Source organism: Shewanella sp. 10N.7 (assembly GCF_020806285.1).
Lineage (GTDB): Bacteria > Pseudomonadota > Gammaproteobacteria > Enterobacterales > Shewanellaceae > Shewanella > Shewanella electrodiphila.
In genome coordinates this window covers 74341-98057 of sequence record NZ_JAJGZS010000010.1, presented here as the reverse complement: position 1 = coordinate 98057, position 23717 = coordinate 74341, and the positions used below count along the sequence as shown (strand labels likewise).

Annotated in this window: 22 protein-coding genes; all 22 read left to right on the top strand. The window is 40.7% G+C overall.

What is annotated here, in order from left to right; all coding sequences use genetic code 11:
- The first annotated feature begins 183 nt into the window (after positions 1–183).
- On the top strand, positions 184–927 hold the full coding sequence (gene flgF, locus LMH66_RS08470; protein ID WP_102528995.1) for a flagellar basal-body rod protein FlgF: 744 nt from the start codon (positions 184–186) through the stop codon (positions 925–927).
- An 11-nt stretch (positions 928–938) separates the two neighbouring features.
- Positions 939–1727, top strand: coding sequence for a flagellar basal-body rod protein FlgG (gene flgG, locus LMH66_RS08465; RefSeq protein WP_229369270.1), 789 nt, complete (start codon positions 939–941; stop codon positions 1725–1727).
- Positions 1728–1751: 24 nt separating this feature from the next.
- Positions 1752–2426: a flagellar basal body L-ring protein FlgH gene (gene flgH, locus LMH66_RS08460; protein WP_102528997.1), complete on the top strand. Its 675-nt coding sequence runs from the start codon at positions 1752–1754 to the stop codon at positions 2424–2426.
- Between the two features lie 64 nt (positions 2427–2490).
- Positions 2491–3552 (top strand): flagellar basal body P-ring protein FlgI, encoded by a 1062-nt coding sequence (locus LMH66_RS08455; RefSeq protein WP_229369337.1) that lies wholly within the window; start codon positions 2491–2493, stop codon positions 3550–3552.
- Positions 3553–3569: 17 nt separating this feature from the next.
- Positions 3570–4664: a flagellar assembly peptidoglycan hydrolase FlgJ gene (flgJ, locus tag LMH66_RS08450; RefSeq protein WP_229369268.1), complete on the top strand. Its 1095-nt coding sequence runs from the start codon at positions 3570–3572 to the stop codon at positions 4662–4664.
- Complete coding sequence (gene flgK, locus LMH66_RS08445; protein WP_229369266.1) at positions 4664–6601, top strand: flagellar hook-associated protein FlgK; 1938 nt, start codon at positions 4664–4666, stop codon at positions 6599–6601. The genes flgJ and flgK overlap by 1 nt, the downstream gene beginning before the upstream one ends.
- An 11-nt stretch (positions 6602–6612) precedes the next feature.
- Positions 6613–7815 carry a flagellar hook-associated protein FlgL gene (gene flgL / locus LMH66_RS08440; protein WP_229369264.1) on the top strand — a complete coding sequence of 401 codons (1203 nt, stop codon included), beginning with the start codon at positions 6613–6615 and terminating at the stop codon, positions 7813–7815.
- A gap of 110 nt (positions 7816–7925) precedes the next feature.
- Positions 7926–8747, top strand: a complete 822-nt coding sequence (locus LMH66_RS08435; protein WP_229369262.1) for a flagellin — start codon at positions 7926–7928, stop codon at positions 8745–8747.
- Positions 8748–8996: 249 nt separating this feature from the next.
- Positions 8997–9815: a flagellin gene (locus tag LMH66_RS08430; protein ID WP_229369260.1), complete on the top strand. Its 819-nt coding sequence runs from the start codon at positions 8997–8999 to the stop codon at positions 9813–9815.
- 107 nt (positions 9816–9922) lie between these two features.
- Positions 9923–10312, top strand: coding sequence for a flagellar protein FlaG (locus LMH66_RS08425; protein WP_229369258.1), 390 nt, complete (start codon positions 9923–9925; stop codon positions 10310–10312).
- A gap of 63 nt (positions 10313–10375) precedes the next feature.
- Complete coding sequence (fliD, locus tag LMH66_RS08420) at positions 10376–11743, top strand: flagellar filament capping protein FliD (protein ID WP_229369256.1); 1368 nt, start codon at positions 10376–10378, stop codon at positions 11741–11743.
- A gap of 3 nt (positions 11744–11746) precedes the next feature.
- Positions 11747–12067 (top strand): hypothetical protein, encoded by a 321-nt coding sequence (locus LMH66_RS08415; protein ID WP_102529005.1) that lies wholly within the window; start codon positions 11747–11749, stop codon positions 12065–12067.
- Between the two features lie 12 nt (positions 12068–12079).
- Positions 12080–12484, top strand: a complete 405-nt coding sequence (gene fliS / locus LMH66_RS08410; protein WP_102529006.1) for a flagellar export chaperone FliS — start codon at positions 12080–12082, stop codon at positions 12482–12484.
- 473 nt (positions 12485–12957) lie between these two features.
- A complete protein-coding gene (locus tag LMH66_RS08405) occupies positions 12958–14388 on the top strand; it encodes a sigma-54 dependent transcriptional regulator (RefSeq protein WP_324295167.1) in 1431 nt (476 codons plus the stop codon).
- 133 nt (positions 14389–14521) lie between these two features.
- Positions 14522–15916 carry a sensor histidine kinase gene (locus LMH66_RS08400; RefSeq protein ID WP_229369254.1) on the top strand — a complete coding sequence of 465 codons (1395 nt, stop codon included), beginning with the start codon at positions 14522–14524 and terminating at the stop codon, positions 15914–15916.
- Positions 15909–17258, top strand: a complete 1350-nt coding sequence (locus tag LMH66_RS08395) for a sigma-54-dependent transcriptional regulator (protein WP_229369250.1) — start codon at positions 15909–15911, stop codon at positions 17256–17258. Before LMH66_RS08400 ends, LMH66_RS08395 begins: the two co-directional genes overlap by 8 nt.
- 197 nt (positions 17259–17455) lie before the next feature.
- A complete protein-coding gene (gene fliE / locus LMH66_RS08390; protein WP_102529009.1) occupies positions 17456–17797 on the top strand; it encodes a flagellar hook-basal body complex protein FliE in 342 nt (113 codons plus the stop codon).
- Between the two features lie 109 nt (positions 17798–17906).
- Complete coding sequence (gene fliF / locus LMH66_RS08385) at positions 17907–19526, top strand: flagellar basal-body MS-ring/collar protein FliF (RefSeq protein ID WP_267869126.1); 1620 nt, start codon at positions 17907–17909, stop codon at positions 19524–19526.
- The gene (gene fliG, locus LMH66_RS08380; protein WP_102529011.1) at positions 19516–20562 is read left to right on the top strand and encodes a flagellar motor switch protein FliG; all 1047 of its coding nucleotides are present in this window, start codon (positions 19516–19518) and stop codon (positions 20560–20562) included. The genes fliF and fliG overlap by 11 nt, the downstream gene beginning before the upstream one ends.
- An 85-nt stretch (positions 20563–20647) precedes the next feature.
- Positions 20648–21766 carry a flagellar assembly protein FliH gene (gene fliH / locus LMH66_RS08375; protein WP_229369249.1) on the top strand — a complete coding sequence of 373 codons (1119 nt, stop codon included), beginning with the start codon at positions 20648–20650 and terminating at the stop codon, positions 21764–21766.
- The gene (fliI, locus tag LMH66_RS08370; RefSeq protein ID WP_229369247.1) at positions 21735–23072 is read left to right on the top strand and encodes a flagellar protein export ATPase FliI; all 1338 of its coding nucleotides are present in this window, start codon (positions 21735–21737) and stop codon (positions 23070–23072) included. The genes fliH and fliI overlap by 32 nt, the downstream gene beginning before the upstream one ends.
- The gene (fliJ, locus tag LMH66_RS08365; RefSeq protein ID WP_229369246.1) at positions 23072–23518 is read left to right on the top strand and encodes a flagellar export protein FliJ; all 447 of its coding nucleotides are present in this window, start codon (positions 23072–23074) and stop codon (positions 23516–23518) included. Before fliI ends, fliJ begins: the two co-directional genes overlap by 1 nt.
- The last annotated feature ends 199 nt before the right edge of the window (positions 23519–23717 follow it).

Genomic DNA, 23717 nt, shown 5'->3' with positions numbered 1-23717 from the left:
GCAACGGCAACTCTTTGCCATTTTAATTGACTCCCTTCTTATTAGTACCTCACCAGGTAATCGTTTTATTCCATCTCAAATTCATTAGCTTAGCTTTAATTATTTTTACTTTCATGTGTTGGCACACTGATTGCTAGTTCTGTATATATCTTTTGTTATGTAAAAAGTTTGACGGAGCAGCAAATGGACAAATTACTTTATGTTGCCATGAGTGGGGCAAAGCAGAATATGAATGCTTTGGCTGTTCGTGCCAATAATTTAGCTAATGCCAATACTGATGGTTTTAAAGCTGATCTTGCTCAAGCTCGCTCTATGCAAGCATTTGGTGAAGGTCTACCTACACGTGTGTTTGCCATGACAGAAAGTCCAGGACACAACTTTAACTCTGGCCCGATTAAAACTACAGGCCGAGATTTAGACATTGCAATTAAAGATCAAGGTTGGATTGCGGTTCAAAGTAAAGAAGGTGGTGAGGCTTATACCCGTTCTGGGAGTCTAAGTTTTGACAGTACCGGTTTACTGACCAATGGCCGTGGTAATCCAGTGATGGGTGAAGCTGGGCCAATTGTACTGCCTTTACCAATAGATAAAGTTCAGATATCACCTGATGGCATTATTTCTGTAAGACCACAGGGTGCTACTGCAGATGTGATTGAAGAAGTGGCGCGAATTAAATTAGTCAATCCAGATAATGCAGAAATGATGCGTGGCGAAGATGGTTTATTTAGGCTGACATCGGGCTTAAATGCGCCGAATGATCCTAATGTAACCGTTGAGAGCGGCGCAGTTGAAGGAAGTAACGTTAATGCTGTATCGGAAATGGTGGCGTTAATTGACATTCAGCGTCAATACGAAATGCAAGTGAAGATGATGAAAAATGCCGAAGATCTAGATCGCGCATCCTCGTCTTTAATGAGAATTAGTTAGGAGTAATTATTATGCATCCCGCTTTATGGATCAGTAAAACAGGCCTTGATGCCCAACAAACCGATATTGCTGTTATTTCTAACAATGTGGCCAATGCCAGTACCGTTGGCTATAAAAAGAGCCGAGCAGTATTCGAAGATTTACTCTATCAAACCGTCAATCAGGCTGGTGGCATTAGTGCTGATAACACTAAGTTGCCCAATGGATTAAACATTGGTGCAGGTACCAAAGTTGTCGCGACGCAGAAAATGTTCACTCAGGGCAATATGCTAACAACTGACAACTCATTGGACTTAATGATTGAAGGTCCGGGTTTTTTTGAAGTTGAAATGCCGGATGGCACAGCTGCATATACCCGTAACGGCCAATTCAGTCTTGATGAAAATGGTCAAATCGTGACTCCAGGTTCAGGGTATGTTTTACAACCCTCTATTACTATTCCTGATGATGCCACTTCAATAACTGTATCTTCAGAAGGTGAAATCTCGGTTAAATTATCTGGCGCGACAGAAAGTACGGTTGTTGGTCAATTGGCGATGAGTGATTTCATTAATCCATCAGGGTTAGATCCACTGGGTCAAAACCTTTACACAGAAACGGGTTCAAGCGGCACGCCTATTCAAGGCACTGCATCATTGGACGGTTTAGGGGCGATTCGTCAAGGCGCGCTTGAGACATCGAATGTAAACGTGACTGAAGAGTTAGTGAACCTTATTCAAAGTCAGCGAATTTATGAGATGAACTCTAAAGTGATTTCAGCTGTTGACCAGATGATGTCTTACGTAACGCAAAACTTATAACGTTTGATGATTAGGAGAGGGATGATGAAAACATATCTAGTCATAGCATCAGTTATAGTGCTATCAGCTTGTAGCTCAACCCAAAAAAAGCCTATTCCTGACGATCCATTTTATGCGCCTGTTTATCCTGATGCACCCGCAACTCAGATGGTATCGACAGGCTCTATTTATATGGACCATCAAGCATCGAGTTTATATTCAGATATCAGAGCACATAAAGTGGGCGATATCATTACGGTGTTATTAAATGAGTCAACACAAGCCACTAAAAGTGCTAACAACGAAATCAAAAAAGATTCTAATTTAAGTGTCGATCCGATTTATGCCGGTGGCGGTAATGTCACCATCAAAGGGGTGCCACTCGATTTGCGCTATTCAGATTCTATGGATACCAAACGTGAGTCTGATGCCGATCAGTCAAACAGTTTAGATGGCAGTATCTCTGCCAACGTAATGCAAGTACTCAGTAACGGTAATCTAGTGATACGTGGTGAAAAATGGATTTCGATTAATAATGGTGATGAGTTTATTCGTGTTACTGGCATGGTTCGAAGCCAAGATATCACCCCAGAAAATACCGTTGAATCAACCCGTGTTGCCAATGCCCGTATTCAATACAGCGGTACTGGCACGTTTGCAGATGTCCAAAAAGTGGGTTGGTTAAGCTCCTTCTTTATGGGCGAATGGTGGCCTTTTTAAGGAGTATGCCATGAAGACTAAATCATTTTTAAAAGGTGTGGTTGTTTCAGCAGCTATTACTACAATGTTGGCCCTTACAGCGCCTGTTCAAGCGCAACGAATTAAAGATATTGCCAATGTTCAAGGGGTGCGTAGCAACCAATTGATTGGTTATGGTCTTGTTGTTGGCTTACCAGGCACAGGTGAAAAAACGCGTTATACCGAACAAACCTTTAGAACGATGCTGAAAAACTTTGGCATTAACCTACCTGATAATGTTAAACCGAAAACCAAAAACTCTGCAGTGGTAGCAGTACATGCTGAAATGCCAGCATTTATCAAACCAGGTCAAAATCTTGACATTACCGTATCCAGTATTGGTGAAGCCAAAAGTTTACGTGGTGGAACACTGCTGCAAACCTTTCTGAAAGGAGTCGACGGCAATGTTTATGCTATTGCGCAGGGAAGTTTAGTTGTTAGTGGCTTTAGCGCAGAAGGCTTAGATGGTTCGCAAGTTATTCAAAATACCCCGACAGTGGGACGTATTCCTGGTGGTGCAATGGTTGAACGTAGTGTGATGTCGCCTTTTGCTACTGGTGACCACTTGACGTTTAATCTTCATCGGTCGGATTTTTCAACTGCAAAGAGCATGGCTGATGCAATTAATAGTTTTTTAGGCCCTGGAATGGCACGCGCGTTAGACGGTACTTCTATTCAAGTAAGCGCCCCACGTGATGCTTCTCAACGAGTGTCATTTTTAGCCACATTAGAAAATGTAGAAGTCGAGATAGCCAGCGAGTCGGCGAAAGTGATTGTTAATTCTCGTACAGGTACGATTGTTGTTGGTCAAAATGTGAAGTTAATGCCAGCTGCAGTCACCCACGGTGGTCTAACGGTAACCATTGCTGAGTCCACGCAAGTTTCTCAACCTAATGCTTTTGCAAATGGTCAAACTGTTGTCACTAATGATTCAACCATTGATGTGGTTGAAGCTGACAGTCGCATGTTTCTTTTTGACCCAGGTACCACCCTTGATGAGCTTGTGAGAGCGGTAAACCTTGTAGGTGCAGCCCCTTCTGATGTACTTGCAATACTTGAAGCGTTAAAGATGGCAGGCGCTTTGCATGGAGAACTTATCATCATCTAAAAATTGTCGGTACGACTATGGAAAAGCTGTCAAATTCATCGCATTTTCTGGATCTAGGGGGACTAGATTCATTACGTTCTCAAGCTCAGAAAGACGAGAAAGGCGCGCTTAAAGAAGTCGCGAAACAGTTTGAAGGTATCTTCATTCAAATGCTGATGAAAAGCATGCGTGATGCCAATGCCGCTTTTAAATCAGATAGCCCAATGAACAGCCAAACCACCGAGTTTTTTGAAAACATGCGTGATCAACAAATGTCGGTGGATTTATCAGATAAGGGCATGTTGGGCATAGCAGACTTGATGGTGCAGCAGTTATCACCGCAAGATACCCCATTTAGACCTGCGTCAGTGCTTCGTGGTGATATCGATGCAAAAATAAAGCATGGCATGTTCGATAATCATTCTCGTGATGATAAAACGCTAAATCAACCAGCCATACCGTCTTCTAGCATTACAGTGCATTCTACTCAACAACCGGCCATTAATATTGAGCAATTATCTTCGAGCCATGATGCGATTGATGAGGCGGCACTTCAGCAAATTTTGGCAGGAAAGTCGGTGACTTCTGTTGCCACGAGTGGCAATCAATTGCCGCAAACGATAAATAAAGCCCCTAGCGAATTTGAAAATCCTGAGCATTTTGTTGCCGTGTTATATCCCCATGCAGAAAAAGCAGCGAAAGCATTAGGAACCACACCAGAAGTCTTGTTAGCACAATCAGCATTAGAAACTGGCTGGGGACAAAAAATGATTCGTCGTCATGATGGTGAGGCCAGTAACAACTTATTCAATATTAAAGCTGATAAGCGCTGGCAAGGTGATAAAGCCTCAGTGAATACCTTGGAGTATGAACAAGGGGTAGCAGTGAAGCAAAAAGCCGACTTCAGAACCTACGACAGTATTGAGCAGAGTTTTAATGATTTTGTGTCATTTATTTCAAATGGCGAGCGTTATCAAGAAGCTAAAAAAGTGGCAGCAGAGCCTGCCAAGTTTATACATGCATTACAAAAAGCTGGTTATGCCACTGATCCTCAATATGCACAAAAAGTGTTGAAGGTGATGGAGTCAGTGACCAATGGGCTTAAGTCTGTATTACCAGGAGAGACTAACTAATGGCTGTTGACTTACTAAACATTGCCCGTACGGGTGTACTGGCTGCGCAATCTCAAATGGGCGTGACCAGTAATAATATTGCCAATGCCAATACGGTGGGTTATCACCGTCAAGTGGCTGAGCAATCGTCATTAGAGTCCCAAAAAATTGGTAATAGTTTTTATGGACAGGGCACTTATGTATCCGATGTTAAACGGATATATAACGACTATGCAGCAAGAGAGTTGCGTATTGGCCAAACTGCAATGAGTGGCGCGGAAACTCGCTACACTAAAATGAACGAAATGGATCAGCTATATTCTCAAATTGGCTCTATGGTTCCTGATAGATTGACTGATTTTTTTGCCAGTATTAATAGTGTCGCCGATCTGCCTACAGATATAGGTATGCGTGACAGTATGTTAGGTGCTGCACAGCAAACTGCGACTAGCTTAAATCAAATGCAGTCTCACTTAGATTCACAGATGAAGCAAACCAATAGTCAAATTGGCGCTGTTGCAGATCGAATCAATGAAATTAGTACTGAGCTCGCCAATATTAATTTAGAGCTAATGAAATCGGGCGGTCAACAAGATAGCCAGTTACTTGATCAACAAGATGCGTTAATTCTTGAATTAAGTGAATACTCAGAAGTGAATGTGATTCCGTTAGAAAATGGTGGCAAAAGCGTCATGTTGGGCGGCTCTGTGATGCTAGTGTCTGGTGAAGTGGCTATGCAAGTGGGCACAACCACAGGCGACCCTTATCCTAATGAGCCGAGACTGACAACGTCAACAGGTAACCAAACTTTAGTTATTGATGGTTCTAAACTTGGCGGGCAACTCGGAGAGTTGTTCAAATTTAGGGATGAAACCTTAATTCCAGTTAACCAAGAGTTAGGACAACTTGCTCTAGGTGTTGCTGATGCATTCAATGAAATGCAGTCTAAGGGTTTTGATTTAAATGGTGAGCTTGGACAGAATATTTTTACCGATATTAATGATCCAACGATGGCAGCTGGCCGAGTTGGCGAATACGAAGGTAATACTGGTACTGCCAAATTAAAAGTAAATATTGATGATGTCGCTCAATTAACAGGGAGTTCATATGAGCTTTCATTTACTGCACCTTCATCTTATGAATTAAAAGATACTAAAACGGGTGAGACCCAAGCGTTAACTTATGATGCTGTGAATAACCAATTAACGGGTGGGGATGGTTTTTCTATTCAAATTGATTCAGTTCCAGCGGGTTTCGCTGATGGTGATAGGTTTGAAATAAGACCAAACGCAGGTGCAGCCGCAGGTATCGGGGTTGAAATGACAGACCCTAAAGGTATTGCTGCAGCAGGCCCTAAAATCATAGGCGAGTCAACAAATTCAGGTGATACGAGTGTTCAGTTAACTAGCATAGATCGTACTAATGCTAACTTCCCGCTCACAGACAGTGAAATCACGATTCAGATTGATACCGTCACTAATACATATCAAGCATTTGATGTCGATGGTACTGCTATTGGCGGACCTACTGCATTTACACCACCTCAAATCAGCACACCTTTTGGATTTGATTTTGAAATCGATGATAGTTCTGCTGGCGGTGTTATTGATACTTATACCTTCGACTTGTCATTTGCTGAAGGTGATAACAGTAATGCAGTTGAAATGGCTAAATTGTCAGATGCAAAATTGATGAATGGTGGCACTACAACCTTAGCCGGTGTTTTTGAGGGCAGTAAATTAGATATTGGCAGTAAAACTAAAGCGGCAGCAGTATCTGTTGCGTCTAATGAAGCGGTTTATCAGCAAGCTTACAATCGAGTTCAAAGTGAGTCTGGTGTTAATTTAGATGAAGAAGCAGCTAACCTCATGCGTTTTCAACAGTCATATCAAGCTTCCGCCAGAATCATGACAACTGCTCAGCAGATGTTTGACTCATTGCTTAGTTCTGTTCGCTAGGAGAATCAGTTATGCGAATTTCAACCGCTCAAATGTTTAACCAGAATACTTCTAGTATTTCAAAGGGGCAGTCTGCGACCAATAAAATTCTTGAACAGTTGGCAAGTGGTAAAAAGATTAATACTGCTGGTGATGATCCAGTTGCGGCAATTGGTGTTGATACCTTAAGGCAGAAAAACGCACTAGTTGATCAATATGTCAAAAATGTTGATTACGCTCAAAAGCACCTTGGATTAAGTGAAAGCAAGTTAGGCAGCACTGAAACCTTGATGAGCAGTATGCGTGAACAGCTACAACGCGCTGCAAACGGCAGTTTATCTCAGTCTGAACGGCAAATGATTGCCGATGAAATGAAAGATAGCTTAGAAGAGTTAATGTCGATAGCCAACACTAAAGACGAGTCTGGCAATTATATTTTCGCGGGGAACAACACGAATAACCCTCCGTTTGCTTTTGATAACAATGGCGAAATTGTTTATAGCGGAGATAGCGGAGAGCGGCAAAGTATTGTTGCCTCCGGTGTCACCGTAGGAACAAATGTGCCAGGGGATACGGTATTTATGAATGCCTCAAACCCTTTAGGTGACTATGGCGTCAATTATCTGCCATCCCAACAAGGTGACTTTACCGTAGATAAGGCGGCAATATTTGATTCCGCTGCTCATGTTGAAGATACCTACACGTTTAAGTTTGTTGATAACGCCGGTGTATTGGATTTACAAATAGAAGACTCTGGCGGAACAGTTATATCTACAGTGCCCAATTTTGATCCAAGTAACCCTGTAAGCTTTAACGGTATTGAGGTTCAATTGTCAGGACAGCCCGTAGCAGGTGACTCTTTCACTATGGAACCGCAAGAAACGGTCAGTATTTTAGATAGTTTTAACGAAGCTATAACTATGCTTGAAGACCCTTCTTTTGCAGATTCACCGCAAGGTAACTCAAAGTTGGCACAGCTATTGAATGATATAGATAGTGGTCAAAATCAAGTCAGTGCGGCAAGAAGTATTGCAGGCAATAGCTTGAAGAGTTTAGAAAGTATCTCTACAAATCACGCAGAAGAAAAAATCGTTAATGACAGTGCTTTATCCATGCTTGAAGATTTGGATTATGCCGCAGCAATAACTGAGTTTGAAAAACAGCAACTGGCATTAAATGCCGTGTCGAGTGTATTCGGCAAAGTCGGTTCTATTTCGTTGTTTGACTATATCTAGCAGGTTTTTGAATCTAGCAAGATATGTAAACAATAATGACCCACGTTAAATTGTAAAATTTAGCCAAGCTCCAAAGTCTTGGCAACAAAACTAAGAATGAGGATTTATTTATGGCTATTACAGTAAATACAAACGTTACATCAATGAAAGCGCAGAAGAACTTAAATACTTCAACTCAGGGACTTTCAACCTCGATGGAGCGTTTATCATCTGGTTTACGTATTAATAGTGCGAAAGACGATGCTGCAGGTCTGGCAATCTCTAACCGCTTGAACTCTCAAGTTCGCGGCTTGGAAGTGGGTATGCGTAATGCAAACGACGCCATTTCAATTGCACAAATTGCTGAAGGTGCGATGCAAGAGCAAACTAACATGCTACAGCGTATGCGTGATCTCACGATTCAATCTGAAAATGGTGCAAACAGTACTCAAGATTTAGCTGCACTGAAAGCTGAAATGGATCAACTATCGATTGAAATTGGCGAAATTGGCAATAACACAGCATTTGGCGACACTAAGTTAATGACTGGTGGCTTCTCAGCAGGTAAAAGCTTCCAAGTCGGTCATCAGGCTGGTGAAACCATATCAATTAGTGTGAAGAAAACGGATGCCAGTTCTTTAGCTGTCGGCGCATTAAATAATACGACATCGGCACAACGTTCTGCTGCATTGACAGCCATTGATGCGGCAATTACAACTATTGATACACAACGTGCTGATTTAGGTGCGAAGCAAAACCGTTTAGCACATAACATTGCTAATAGTGCTAACACTCAAGCTAATGTTGCAGATGCTAAGTCTCGGATTGTTGATGTGGATTTCGCCAAAGAAACAGCTGAAATGACCAAAAATCAGGTATTACAACAAACAGGCAGTTCAATGCTTGCACAAGCGAATCAATTACCTCAAGTTGCACTTTCGTTACTGGGGTAATTTACATCCCAGAAATGTAATTTAGTTAACCAATTGCATAAAAAGCCATATCCATTTTTTAATGAATATGGCTTTTTTAATGCCTGTAAGCCACTGTTTTCTAGCTAATATGATAAATGTTCGAAAAATGTTCAAATAATTTCTAAAGTATCTTAAAACGCTGCCGTTAAAGTATTTGTAACCCAATAGACCCGCCTGGCAATCAAGACAGGCAATGTTTTAAAGCCAGGTATAAAGAGGAATCAAATTATGGCTATTACAGTAAATACAAACGTAACTTCAATGAAAGCGCAAAAAAACTTAAACGCTTCAACTGGTAACTTAGCCACATCAATGGAACGTTTATCAAGTGGTTTACGTATTAACAGTGCAAAAGATGATGCGGCGGGTTTAGCGATTTCTAACCGTTTGAACTCTCAAGTTCGTGGTTTAGAAGTAGGTATGCGAAATGCAAATGATGCAATTTCAATTGCTCAAATTTCTGAAGGCGCGATGCAAGAGCAAACAAACATGCTTCAGCGTATGCGTGACCTGACTGTACAATCTGAAAATGGTGCAAACAGTACTGCAGATCTTACAGCTATTAAAGCTGAAATGGACGAGTTAGCACTAGAGATTACTGAAATTGGTAATAACACTGCATTCGGTGACACTAAGTTAATGACTGGTGATTTCTCTGGGGGGAAAAACTTCCAGGTTGGACACCAAGCAGGCGAAAATATCTCAATTAGTGTCAAGAAAACAGATTCTTCAGCACTAGGTGTAGGAGCATTAACTAATGCTACATCAGCAGGCCGCTCAGCCGCTCTGACTGCCATTGATGCTGCTATTACAAACATCGATACTCAACGAGCAGATTTAGGTGCGAAGCAAAACCGTTTAGCACATAACATTGCTAACAGTGCTAACACCCAAGCTAACGTTGCAGATGCTAAGTCTCGAATCGTAGATGTGGATTTCGCAAAAGAAACGGCTGAAATGACTAAGAACCAAGTGTTACAGCAAACCGGTTCAGCAATGCTTGCACAAGCTAACCAGCTTCCTCAAGTTGCACTTTCTCTTCTATAATTTGATAAGTTAAATTAAAGTTTGAAAATTTAAGAAGGGAGGTCTTGATAGATCTCCCTTTGTCATATTTAGAATTATTTTCAAAAATGATAATTATGAGGAGTAAGATGGCTATGGATATTAATTTTACTGGCACCTCGAATAACCTTATTGATAATATGGGAACTCGTCAGCTAACTGAGACCAAGGCTGCTGTTGCAGAAGAAAAGTCGAAAGTTACTGAGCTTGAAAAAGCAGAGCAAGAAAATAAAGATTTGGCAGAAAAAAAATCTGACAATCAAGAATTAGCAGATATAACCAACGATCTTAATGATATGACTGCATTGATGCGAAAAGGTTTGGCTTTCAAATTAGATGATGATTCCGGTCAAAATGTCATTAGCGTTATGGATGTAGATTCAGGTGATATAATAAGACAGATACCCAATGCTGAAGCGTTGGAATTATCAAAAAAATTGGCTGAAGTGGCAGGAATTTTGCTTAATACAGAAGCATAATATCAGCAGTTCTAGCAATTTTGCGTCGCTAACATTTTTTATCGAAGTATCTAAGAGGAAATTATGGCATTAACAGCAACTGGTATTGGCTCGGGCCTAGATATCAACACCATTGTCGGTGTATTGGTCGATGCTGAAAAACTTCCCAAAGAGGCACTGTTCGACAAAAGTGAAGCGACGATAGATGCTAAGGTTTCAGCTATCGGTTCATTGAAAAGTAAATTATCTACCTTCCAAGATGCGTTAGAGAAACTGAGCGATCCTGATTCGTTAAATATTCGCAAAGTGTCTACGGGTGACAGTATTTACTTTGGCGCAACGGCCGATAAAACAGCGCAAACAGGCAGTTATCAGATTCAAGTTGAACAACTCGCCTCTTCGCATAAAGTGGCAGGAGCAAACGTTGCTGATCCAACTTTAGGTGTTGGGGCTGGTAGTCTAGATTTGTCTGTCAACGGTGAAGCTTTTTCTGTTGATATTGAAGCGACAGATTCACTTGAAGATATCGCCAGTAAAATTAACAGTTCAACTGATAATTCTGGTGTGACAGCCACGATTATTAAAAGCGACGCAGGTAGTCGATTAGTGTTTAGTTCTGATGAACCAGGTACAGACAATGAAGTCACTATAACTGCAACAGATACTGCAGGTTCAGGGTTAAATGACATGTTTGGCGGGGGTAATCTGACGACACTACAAACAGCAGAAAATGCAGTTTTGTACATTGATGGCCAAAAAGTGACTTCTCAGTCAAATGAGGTTTCAGATGCCATCGCTGGTGTGACAATTTCACTGACTGATGCGGATGTAGCTAAAACGACAACCCTAAAAATAGAACAAGATGACGAGCTTGTTAAAGAGAATATCCAAGCGTTTGTAGATGCTTATAATACCTTGGTCACTTCTATTAGTGATATGTCTAAGTACGATACTGAAAAAGAAGAAGCGGCTGCTTTGCAGGGAGATTCGATGATCCGCTCAATCGAATCTCAAATGCGCAGTATGATCAGCAACCGAGTCGATGTTGATGGGCAAACTGTTGCTTTATATGATATTGGCATTGAAACTGACCGTTACGGTAAAATGTCTGTTGATAGCGCCAAATTAGAGACGGCACTTACAGAAAATATGGATTTAGTTGAGGGGTTATTTTCAACGCCCGATACAGGTATTGCAAGTCGTTTAGACACTATGGTTGAAGGTTATGTCAAAACTGGTGGTTTAATCGATAGCCGTAATAACAGTTTAACCAGTGAAAAGAGTCGTTTAGATGACCAACGAGACGCATTTAGTTTAAAAATGGAGCTGTTAGAAGCAAGATTATTTAAACAGTTTAATACAATGGATTTAATCGTTGCTCAAATGAACCAACAAAGTTCGGGCCTCGTAGAGCGTTTAAATTCACTTCCAGGCTCAGTTCCAAGCAGTTAATTTATGAAACAACTTAACGAAACTAATAAAAAAATAGAACAAACACTGCAGACATTAGAAAATACCCCATCAGAAAATGAACAATCTGATGAGTTGGTATCTATTTTGCAAGAGTTGACTGTAGAGCGTCAAATTTTACTCGATAGTATTGATGAGACAGATGTAGAACTTGCTAAAAAGACACTTCAAGAACAGATCGTAATTAGTGAAGGGTTTGAATTAAGGGCGAGAAATGTTCTTAAGCATATTCAGGCATTGCTTCAAGCTAGAAAGAAAAATCAACGCCAAATTAATATATATCAATCAGTCGATTCAAATAAGTAGCGAAGGTGACCTATGAGAGGATCAATAAAATCTTACCGCAAAGTATCTCTAGATAGTGAGATTGCTGTTGCTTCCCCGCATCGTTTAATCCAAATGATGTTCGATGGTGCTTTGTTGCGTTTAGCTCAAAGTCGTTACGCAATCGAAACTCAAGATTTACAAGGCAAAGGCGTTGCAATCAATAAAGCGATTGGAATTATAAACGGTCTAAATAACAGCTTGAATATGGATGTAAAAGACTCTGTAGCAGGCAATTTAAGTGAGCTTTATGACTTTATGTTACGTCGTATTTCAGAGGCAAATATGAATAATGATGTTAAAGCGATTGATGATGTTTCTGGTATTCTTCGAACCATCAAAGAAGGCTGGGATGCCATTCCTCAAGATATGCACTTGATGACTTCAGAAGCAAGTTGATACTAAGTGTTACGATTGTAAAACAGGCGCCAATGGCGTCTTTTTTATTGCTGATAAGTTTTAAGGTTGCAGTTAAAGCGAATGCTCGTTTTATTTACTTATTTGAAATAAAATGTTGAAACCTGCCTATAAAAACAACTGTTGGTGACTTAAATCAACAGCATGGTAGAATAATGTCTTCTGATGCTTGATTCTCATGCTCTGATAATACAATATTTAATTTTTGCGTATTCGTTTAAACTTTATTGCTGGTTTGGCTATATTTAAGTAAAGATTAAAAAATATGAGTATGCATTCTGCTATGTTAATGTTTATATTATAATTGTGTCTTCTGACTCAAAAAATATAGCGTGATAATCAATATTCAAGTCTAGACTCTGTAATGTGTGCTAACTCTATGATGTTTGCAAATAGACAGCCAATAACATGAATATGACTTTGAATAACTAATAACTAGAGCTTTGGCCTTCTTAATGATGCAAATAGAACAACGAATTTTAATTGTTGCTGAACCTTCTGAGCGAGTCTCTCGTCTTTGTTGTATTTTTGAATTCTTAGATGAAAAACATCATGTCATCTCTACTGATGATCTTGCTTCATTATCACGTGAATCTCGTTTTAGAGCCTTAGTCATTGATACTGAATCAGTATCGCCAGAGTTTATCAAAGATGTTCAGTCATCCATTCCTTGGCAGCCAGTATTATTGATTGGTACGCTTGAAATTAATGGTGTTAATGTACTTGGCACTATTGATGAGCCTATCAATTACCCTCAATTAACTGAGCTACTTCATTTTTGTCAGGTTTATGGTCAAGCTAAGCAACCACAAATTCCTACCAGTGCTAATCAAACTAAGTTATTCCGTTCACTCGTCGGGCGAAGTGAAGGGATAGCCAATGTTCGTCATCTGATAAGCCAAGTGGCAACTTCAGATGCGACTGTTTTAGTATTAGGTCAGTCAGGTACAGGTAAAGAAGTTGTAGCCCGCAATATTCACTACATGTCAGAGCGACGGGATGGTCCTTTCATTCCGGTAAACTGTGGCGCAATTCCACCTGAATTATTAGAAAGTGAACTTTTTGGACATGAAAAAGGCTCATTTACTGGCGCAATTTCAACTCGTAAAGGCCGTTTTGAATTGGCTGAGAATGGCACACTATTTCTAGATGAAATTGGTGATATGCCGCTGCAAATGCAGGTTAAGTTACTACGCGTATTGCAAGAAAAAGTATTTGAAAGAGTGGGTGGTTCTAAAACTATTACCACTGATGTGAGGGTTGTCGCTGCAACACATCGTGATTTAGAAACGATGATAAATGATAATTTATTTCGTGAAGATCTTTATTATCGATTGAATGTCTTTCCAATCGAAATGCCATCGCTGAGCGAGCGCCGTGATGATGTGCCTCTTTTACTGCAGGAATTGGTGAGCAGAGTCTTCAATGAAGGGCGGGGTAAAATCCGTTTTACCCAGCGTGCAATAGAATCATTAAAAGAACATAACTGGTCAGGAAACGTGCGTGAGTTATCTAACTTGGTCGAGCGCCTGACGATACTTTTCCCTGGCGGACTGGTCGATGTTAATGATTTACCGCGAAAGTATCGTTATATCGATGTGCCAGAGTACAGTGTTGAAATTAGCGAAGAGCAACAAGAGCGTGATGCATTAGCGTCAATTTTCAGTGATGATGAACCTATTGAGATCCCTGAAACCCGTTTCCCAAGTGAATTACCGCCAGAAGGTGTCAACTTAAAAGATTTATTAGCTGAGCTAGAAATCGATATGATCCGCCAGGCTCTAGAGCAGCAAGATAATGTGGTTGCTAGAGCAGCAGAAATGTTGGGGATTAGACGAACAACCTTAGTTGAAAAAATGCGTAAATATGGCATGAGCAAAGATTAACCAGTTTTGCCATAAACAGTTACACTAAAGCATGCCTCATGGCATGCTTTTTTATGCTTATGATTTACACATAACGTTTTGGCACACCAAATGCATTAGCTTACACAAAAGTTAATATTTTGACGGAGTGGCTATGTTTTCGGCGCACAGCAGTTTAGCACAATCGATGGTAGAGCCTAATTCTATTACAGAAGTGGGATCGAATTATAATACCTCAAATTCCTATGCTCTTAACGATACGGCTCAAGAAAGCTCCTATTCAGCACCTCAAGGGTTAGACTGTCAAGAAGTCGGTTCTCAAGCTCTTGATAATCAAGACCTTGCCCCCCAAAAAAACGATAATCTTTCCGTGGCTTCAGCAAGCGTTAATCATGATTTAGCTGGACAAATAGCCCGTTCAGCACCGCAAAAGGCGGCGAATATGTCAAATCAAATGGCGCACATTCTGCAAGCTATGCCTTCAGGTGTTGTTATCATTAATGGTGATGGACTGGTTACATTGGCAAACCCTGTGGCAACAGAGCTTTTAGGTAGACCGCTACAAGGGGCTAAATGGTTCGATATTATTAACCGCGCTTTTTCACCGCAAGAAGATGATGGCCATGAAGTCTCACTTAAAAACGGTCGAAGAGTTAAACTGGCGATTACTCCGTTAACGCCAGAACCTGGACAATTGATTGTTTTAACAGATTTAACCGAAACGCGTTTATTACAGAAAAATTTGTCGCACCTCCAACGCTTATCGGCGTTAGGCAAAATGGTCGCAACCTTGGCTCACCAGGTAAGAACACCGCTTTCTGCCGCTATGTTATATGCATCTAACCTTGCTAGTCCAAAACTGAATGATACGGCTAAAAAACGATTTCAAACTAAATTAGTCGACAGGTTGAATGAACTTGAGCGACAAGTAAATGACATGCTGTTAATGGCTAAAAATAAGCAAGATGATGCATCCCAGGTGACGGATGTTGAAGATATTATCGAACCTGTACTTGCTAGTTGTGAACCCATTGCTGAAAAAAAACAGTGTCAGTTAAATTATTTTAATCAAGCCAGTGAACGAATGCTAGCTAATAGTAATGCGCTAAGTTCAGCAATTAATAACGTTGTTATGAATAGCTTAGAGGCTAATGCCACAGAAATTAGAATCATTACAGCTTCATCTAATACTCATATTAATATTGATGTTATTGATAATGGCAAAGGATTAGCAGCTGATATGCAGCAACAAATTCTAGAGCCATTTTTTACAACCAAAAGCCAAGGTACAGGTTTAGGCTTAGCAGTGGTTCAAACGGTAGTAAGAAATCATAAAGGGACAGTGCAAGTCTCATCACAACCAAATAAAGGCTGTTTAATCAGATTGTCATTCCCGATTTATCAATCGCATAAAACTCAGACGACAGGTTTCGAAAGTGAAGTGTTAAACAATGAAGCATTAGCTGATAACAATATTACAGATAACGACTTCAGTAAAACAGAACGTGGCGCAGAAAATCACAATAGCCCGGAGGCATCACATGGGTGAAGCAAAACTATTACTCGTTGAAGATGATGCATCTTTACGTGAGGCCTTACTCGACACCTTACTGCTGGCAAGCTATGAATGTGTTGATGTTGCATCTGCAGAAGATGCAATTCTTGCTCTCAAGTCAACAGAATTTGATTTGGTTATTAGTGATGTTCAAATGGAAGGCATTGGTGGTATAGGCTTGTTAAATTATTTACAGCAGCAAAACTGTAAAGTGCCAGTGCTACTGATGACCGCTTATGCAACCATTGATAGTGCGGTTAGTGCGATTAAACTTGGTGCTGTTGATTATCTAGCGAAACCATTTGCGCCAGAAGTACTACTTAACCAAGTGTCACGTTATTTACCCCTAAAGCAAAATCTTGATCAGCCTGTGGTGGCTGATGACAAAAGTTTGGCATTACTTTCTATTGCCCAGCGTGTAGCCAGTTCAGATGCGTCAGTGATGATTATGGGGCCAAGCGGTTCAGGAAAAGAGGTATTGTCACGATACATACATCAAAATAGCTCGCGTTCACAACAACCCTTTATTGCAATTAATTGTGCCGCCATTCCAGAAAATATGCTCGAAGCGACATTATTTGGTTATGAAAAAGGCGCTTTTACTGGCGCATACCAAGCTTGTCCCGGTAAATTTGAACAAGCTCAAGGTGGTACGATTTTATTAGATGAAATTTCAGAAATGGAATTAGGTCTACAAGCTAAGCTACTGCGAGTGTTACAAGAACGAGAAGTTGAACGTTTAGGCGGGCGTAAAACTATTTCTCTTGATGTGCGTGTGCTTGCTACTTCTAACAGAGACTTAAAAGAAATGGTGGCATCAGGCGGTTTCAGAGAAGATTTATATTATCGAATTAACGTATTCCCGTTAACTTGGCCTGCTTTGAATCAACGACCAGCTGATATCTTACCACTTGCGCGTCATTTATTGGTTAAGCATGCTAAGAATGCCAATATCTCACCTGTGCCGACTTTGGATGAAGTGGCTTGTAGACGTTTGTTGACTTATCGCTGGCCAGGAAATGTTCGTGAGCTGGATAATGTGATTCAACGAGCACTCATTCTTCATACTGGAGAGGCTATTTCAACAGCAGATATCATATTAGATTCAAATGAAGTTGAATTACAGCAACCTGAACCTACTCAAGTCAAACCTGTAGTTGAAAATGAAGGACTTGGTGATGAGTTAAAAGCTCAAGAGCATGTAATTATTCTTGAGACACTTAACCAGTGTAATGGTAGCCGCAAAGACGTTGCGGAAAAGCTAGGCATCAGTGCTAGAACCTTACGCTATAAAATGGCCAAAATGCGCGATATGGGAATACAAGTCCCTGCCTAGCTTTTAGCTAGACTCCTACAAAGTAAACCTGATCTAGCTATCGATCAGGTTCACTTGTTCACTTGCTAATCAAACAGTCATCCATTGGTAATAAAATCACCCAAACTATCGCGTTAATTCTATTGTTGGCATCCTACTTGCTAAATCTATTCTAACTGGTTTTTAGTCGTCAAATATCCGACGAATAGGAGATTACAATGCAGATTAGCTCGAATCCTTTCTTACAAGAAATGCAATCACTTCGTGGTGAAATCTCGCCTAATCTTCGCTCACCTATCCAACCGGATATGATCCAGAAAGTAGGCAATACTTCAGGTGCAGACTTCGGAGAATTGCTTTCTCAAGCTGTTGGCGGTGTGACAGAGTTACAGAAAAACTCGGCTAATCTAGCCACTCGTTTAGAGATGGGTGATTCTACGGTAACTTTATCAGATACCGTTATTGCTCGTGAAAAATCTGGTGTGGCTTTTGAAGCGACAGTACAGGTAAGAAATAAGCTTGTCGAAGCTTACAAAGAAATTATGAGCATGCCTGTTTAGGCCTCTTTATCAGATTAGAAAGTAGGTAATTATTGTGAGTACAGATCTCGTATTAGATTCAGATACCGCTAGTAGCACAGGGATTCAGCAGGAAAATAAACCTGGTTTGATGAGTTCTTTTGGTAGTGCTGATTTTATGCGTCAAATTACTATGATTCTGGCATTAGCCGTTTGTTTAGTATTGGCTGTATTTATGATGATGTGGGCGCAAGAGCCTGAGTACAGACCGTTAGGTCAAATGGAAACAAACGAAATGATCCAAGTGTTGGACGTTTTGGATAAAAATAAAATTGCCTATAAAATTTCTGGTGATGTCGTCAGTATTCCTGAAGACAAATATCAAAATGTAAAACTATTACTCGCTCGTGCAGGCGTTGAAGCATCAAGCCAGCCAACAGATTACCTAAGTAAAGACAGTGGCTTCGGTGTTAGCCAACGAATGGAGCAAGCACGCTTAAAGCAAAGCCAAGAAGTCAATTTAGCCCGAGTAATTGAAGAGCTAAATAGCGTAACTCGCGCTAAAGTTATTTTAGCTTTGCCAAAAGAAAATGTTTTTGCTCGCAATAAATCTAAACCAAGTGCAACTGTAGTGGTCAATGTTCGTCGAGGCAGTTTAGGACAAGAAGAAATTGACTCTATCGTTGATATTGTTGCTTCAGCAGTACAGGGTTTAGACCCAACGAGAGTGACTGTAACTGACTCTAATGGCCGTTTATTAAATTCAGGCAGCCAAGATGCTGCATCATCTAGAGCGCGCCGCGAACAAGAATTGGTTCAACAGAAAGAAGCTGAGTATCGTAATAAAGTCGAATCGATTTTAATGCCGATATTAGGACCTGAAAATTTTACTTCTCAGGTCGATGTGAACATGGATTTTACAGCGGTTGAACAAACGGCCAAACGCTTTTCACCTGATTTACCTGCGATTCGTAGTGAAATGACCATTGAACGTAATTCATCAGGTCAATCAATGGGCGGTATTCCTGGCGCTTTATCAAATCAACCGCCAATGGAATCAAACATCCCACAAGAAGTCGGTGAAGCTGAAACTACCTCAGTCAGTGGTGACAGCCACCGTGAAGCGACCCGTAACTTTGAGTTAGACACCACAATTAGTCATACACGTCAGCAAGTTGGTCAAGTAAGACGAGTCAGCGTGTCAGTGGCGATTGATTATAAACCAGGCGCAGTTGATGAAAATGGTGTGGTCACTAGAGTGCCAAGAACCGAACAAGAGCTGACGAATATTCGTCGTTTACTGGAAGGGGCTATGGGCTTTACTAGCCAACGTGGTGATACTTTAGAAGTGGTTACCGTTCCATTTATGGATCAATTAATTGAAGCATTACCTGAGCCTGAATTATGGGAGCAACCTTGGTTTTGGCGTGCGGTAAGACTGGTTTTAGGTGCATTATTGGTCTTAGTCTTAATTTTATTTGTTATCAGACCAATGTTGAATAAGTTGCTGAAAGCCAATGAAGTTGAAATGCCAGAAGAGGCTCGCTTAGGTCATGAATTGGCTGAGATTGAAGATCAATATGCTGCAGATACACTCGGAATGCTCAATACTCAGCAAGCTGATTATAGTTATGCAGATGATGGCTCAATTCAAATTCCAAATCTTCATAAAGATGATGATATGATTAAGTCAATACGGGCATTAGTGGCAAATGAACCTGAACTTTCTACCCAAGTAATTAAGAGTTGGTTACAAGACGATGGCAAATGATGACGTTGCGGTAGCAGAGGCTACTAAAGGGTTTAACCCAGATGATTTAACGGGAACTGAAAAGACCGCTATATTACTGTTAAGCCTAAGCGAAGCTGACGCGGCTTCAATACTAAAACACTTGGAACCAAAACAGGTTCAAAAAGTCGGTATGTCTATGGCGGCCATGGAAGACTTTGGTCAAGAAAAAGTCATTGGCGTACATAAGTTATTTCTTGAAGAAATTCAAAAATTCTCGTCTATTGGTTTTAATAGTGAAGAGTTCGTAAGAAAAGCCTTAACAGCAGCACTTGGCGAAGATAAAGCCGGTAATTTAATTGAACAAATTATCATGGGTAGCGGTGCTAAAGGCTTAGATTCATTAAAATGGATGGATGCACGTCAAGTTGCAACCATCATTCAAAATGAGCATCCGCAAATTCAAACCATTGTTTTATCTTATCTAGAACCTGATCAGGCAGCAGAAATATTCAGTCAGTTTCCTGAAAATACTCGCTTAGATCTGATGATGCGTATTGCTAATTTAGAAGAAGTACAGCCAGCTGCATTGCAAGAATTGAATGATATTATGGAGAAACAGTTCGCAGGCCAAGGCGGCGCACAAGCAGCGAAAATGGGTGGACTTAAAGCTGCTGCTAATATTATGAACTTCTTAGATACAGGCGTTGAAAGCCAGATTATGGAAACAATGCGTGAATCAGACGAAGAGATGGCTCAGCAAATTCAAGATCTTATGTTTGTATTTGAAAACTTGATTGATGTTGATGACCGCGGAATTCAAGTTTTACTAAGAGAAGTACAGCAAGATGTGCTGATGAAGGCATTAAAAGGCACTGATGACCAATTGTCAGATAAAATTATCGGTAATATGTCTAAACGTGCCGGTGAATTATTACGTGATGATCTTGAAGCAATGGGACCTATTAGGATCAGTGAAGTTGAAGTGGCCCAAAAAGAAATTCTCGCAATTGCTCGTCGCTTAAGTGATAGTGGTGAAATTATGCTTGGTGGTGGTGGTGGTGAAGAGTTCTTATAACACCATCAATATAATTTTATCCTTAAGGCATTACCGTTTAGCTGCAATATAAAACCATTAATCGCTTTAGAAATTAGGCATATCCATGACGGAATCTAAAACCAATAAATCAATCGAAAATGATGACTTAGATTTCAGTCATTGGCAATTGCCTGATGTCACCGAAGATCAAACAAACTCTCCGTCTAATTTATTTGGACACTTAGGTAGCCAAAACCCACCTGCTAAATCAGAAGAAAAACCGCTTCTACCTCCAACCATGGCAGAAATTGAACAAATCAGAGTTGAAGCTGAGCAGGAAGGGTTTGAGCAAGGAAAAGTAGCAGGTCACAGCCAAGGTCTTGAGCAAGGTAAACTTGAAGGTCTTGAAGTCGGGCACGCTGAAGGCTTTGCTCAAGGGGAACAACAAGGCTATGAAGTTGGCCAAGTTAAAGTCAATGAAGTGCTCGAAAAATTAACTCAATTGGTAAAACAATTCGAACAACCATTAATGTTACTTGATGCTGAAATTGAAGCAGAAGTATTACAGTTAGCAATCAACCTAGCTAAATCTATTGTTGGTCATGAACTCAAAACCCATCCTGAGCATATTTTATCAGTCTTGCGTCAAGGTGTTGACTCCCTGCCGATTAAAGAGCAACAGATTAAACTCAGACTGCATCCAGATGATGCTACCTTAGTGATGCAATTATACAGTGATGCACAATTAGAAAAAAATCATTGGGACATTGAAGCTGACCCTTCATTAAATCTAGGTGATTGTATTATCAATAGCATGCGTTCAAGCGTTGATTTGCGGGTAGAAGAGAGAATGCGTCAGGTATTGCAAGAGTTACACGAGCAAGCCTCTGGCATTCAAGCAAATGTGCAAACGATAAAAACTGAACATCCGCAATATACGACTGAGGTCGTGGATCACTTACCAGAAAGACAATCTTCAAGCTTAACGACGGAAAACAGTCAAATTACTGAAGTGACTGATTCCGAAATCAGTGAGAATGATACAAGTCTGCAAGAAGCAACTCGTCATGAACCATTGATAGAAGAATCATCTATAAAAGATCAAAGTTTCCAAGTTGCAGATTCTTCAGTTGACCTTCATAACACAACAGCAATTGAAAATGGTGCAGATGAGCAATCCAAAATTTTAGAAACTGATGAGGTACGAGACAATGCAAAGCCGTCAACATCAGTTACTGAATAAACTCAAGAACCAAAGTCAAAAAGTCAGCCCACTTAGGCCGGTAGCCAGTGGGCAGTTAGTGCGTGTTGTGGGCTTAACATTAGAAGCTACAGGCTGCAGAGCACCAGTGGGCAGTTTATGCTCGATTGAAACTATGGCGGGTGAATTAGTTGCCGAAGTGGTCGGGTTCGATGACGAGCTGTTGTACTTAATGCCCGTTGATGAATTAAGAGGTGTACTACCTGGGGCAAGAGTGCGGCCATTAGGTGAGCAGTCAAGTTTGAATGTCGGACTGAGTTTGTTGGGCAGAGTGCTTGATGGCAGTGGTTCACCACTTGATGGCTTAGGGCCATTAAATACAGATCAACAAGCTTCTCGCCATGCACCGCCAATTAATCCACTTGCTAGACGCGCCATTTCTGAACCTTTAGATGTAGGGGTAAGGGCCATCAATGCCATGCTAACAGTGGGTAAGGGTCAGCGAATGGGCTTATTTGCTGGCTCCGGTGTGGGTAAAAGTGTGCTATTAGGCATGATGACTCGCGGGACAACTGCTGACATTATTGTTGTAGGGCTAGTGGGCGAGCGTGGTCGTGAGGTAAAAGAGTTTATTGAAGAGATCCTTGGTGAAGAAGGACGTGCTCGCTCCGTTGTCGTAGCCGCACCAGCTGACACTTCGCCATTAATGCGTCTTCGTGCTTGTGAAACATCCACTCGTATAGCTGAATACTTTCGTGACTTGGGGTACAACGTTTTATTATTGATGGATAGCTTAACCCGCTATGCTCAGGCGCAACGTGAAGTGGCGTTAGCTGTTGGAGAACCGCCAGCAACAAAAGGCTATCCGCCATCAGTATTTGCTAAATTACCAAGACTGGTTGAACGGGCAGGTAACGGAGGCCCTGGACAAGGTTCCATTACTGCTTTTTATACTGTACTGACAGAAGGTGATGATCAGCAAGATCCCATTGCAGATGCGTCAAGAGCGATTCTTGATGGTCACATTGTTTTATCTCGCACACTTGCTGATTCTGGTCATTACCCAGCTATTGATATTGAACAATCTATTAGTCGTGTTGCGCCAATGGTGATTGCGCCAGAACATTTAGAATCGATGCGTTTAGTTAAGCAAATGTATTCTACCTATCAGCAAAATCGCGACCTCATATCCATTGGAGCATATTCTCAAGGTAGCGATCCGCGAATAGACAATGCCATTAGATTACAACCTGCGATGAATGCATTTTTAAGACAGGGTTTTAAAGATGTTATCTCGTTTAATGATAGCCAAACTATGGTGGGGCAAATCGCTGCCCAATGTAAATAATGCGCCGCGCTGATCCTCTGTTGACAGTATTAAAAATCAATAAAGAAGCTGAAGAGCAAGCTGCTTTGCAATTAAAGTCTGCCCAGCTTGAGCAGCAAAAGTGTCAAGGTCAGCTAGATGCACTGAATAACTATCGTCTTGAATACATGAAGCAAATGGGTGAAACCCAAGGTAAAACTTTAAGTGCCAGTGAATACCATTCATTTCATGAATTTATTAAGCAAGTCGATCAAGCGCTCATTCAACAAGTTAATGCAGTAAAAGAAGCTGAAAAACAAACGGGTTATCGCCAAGTACATTGGCAAGAAAAGCAGCAAAAACGTAAAGCTGTGGAAATGTTACTAGAAAAAAATGCATTAAAAGCGCAAATAATTGCAAATAAACGTGAACAAAAAGCATCGGATGAATTTGCGATGCAACAATTCATCCGTAAAAAACCTCGCTAGAAATCTTCTTAAACTTAACGCTTAAACTTGACTCAAAACTTTCATTTTTCAGTCTGATAGTTACCTTGCGATGAAAGAGTAAATAACCTTAAAAACCAATATTCTAATAAGCTGGCATTTTAATTGCTTATTTATAGAGTTAGTTAGTGAAGTGTCAGCTTTGTGACTGTTATCAGGATCCGATTGTTGTACCAATTGG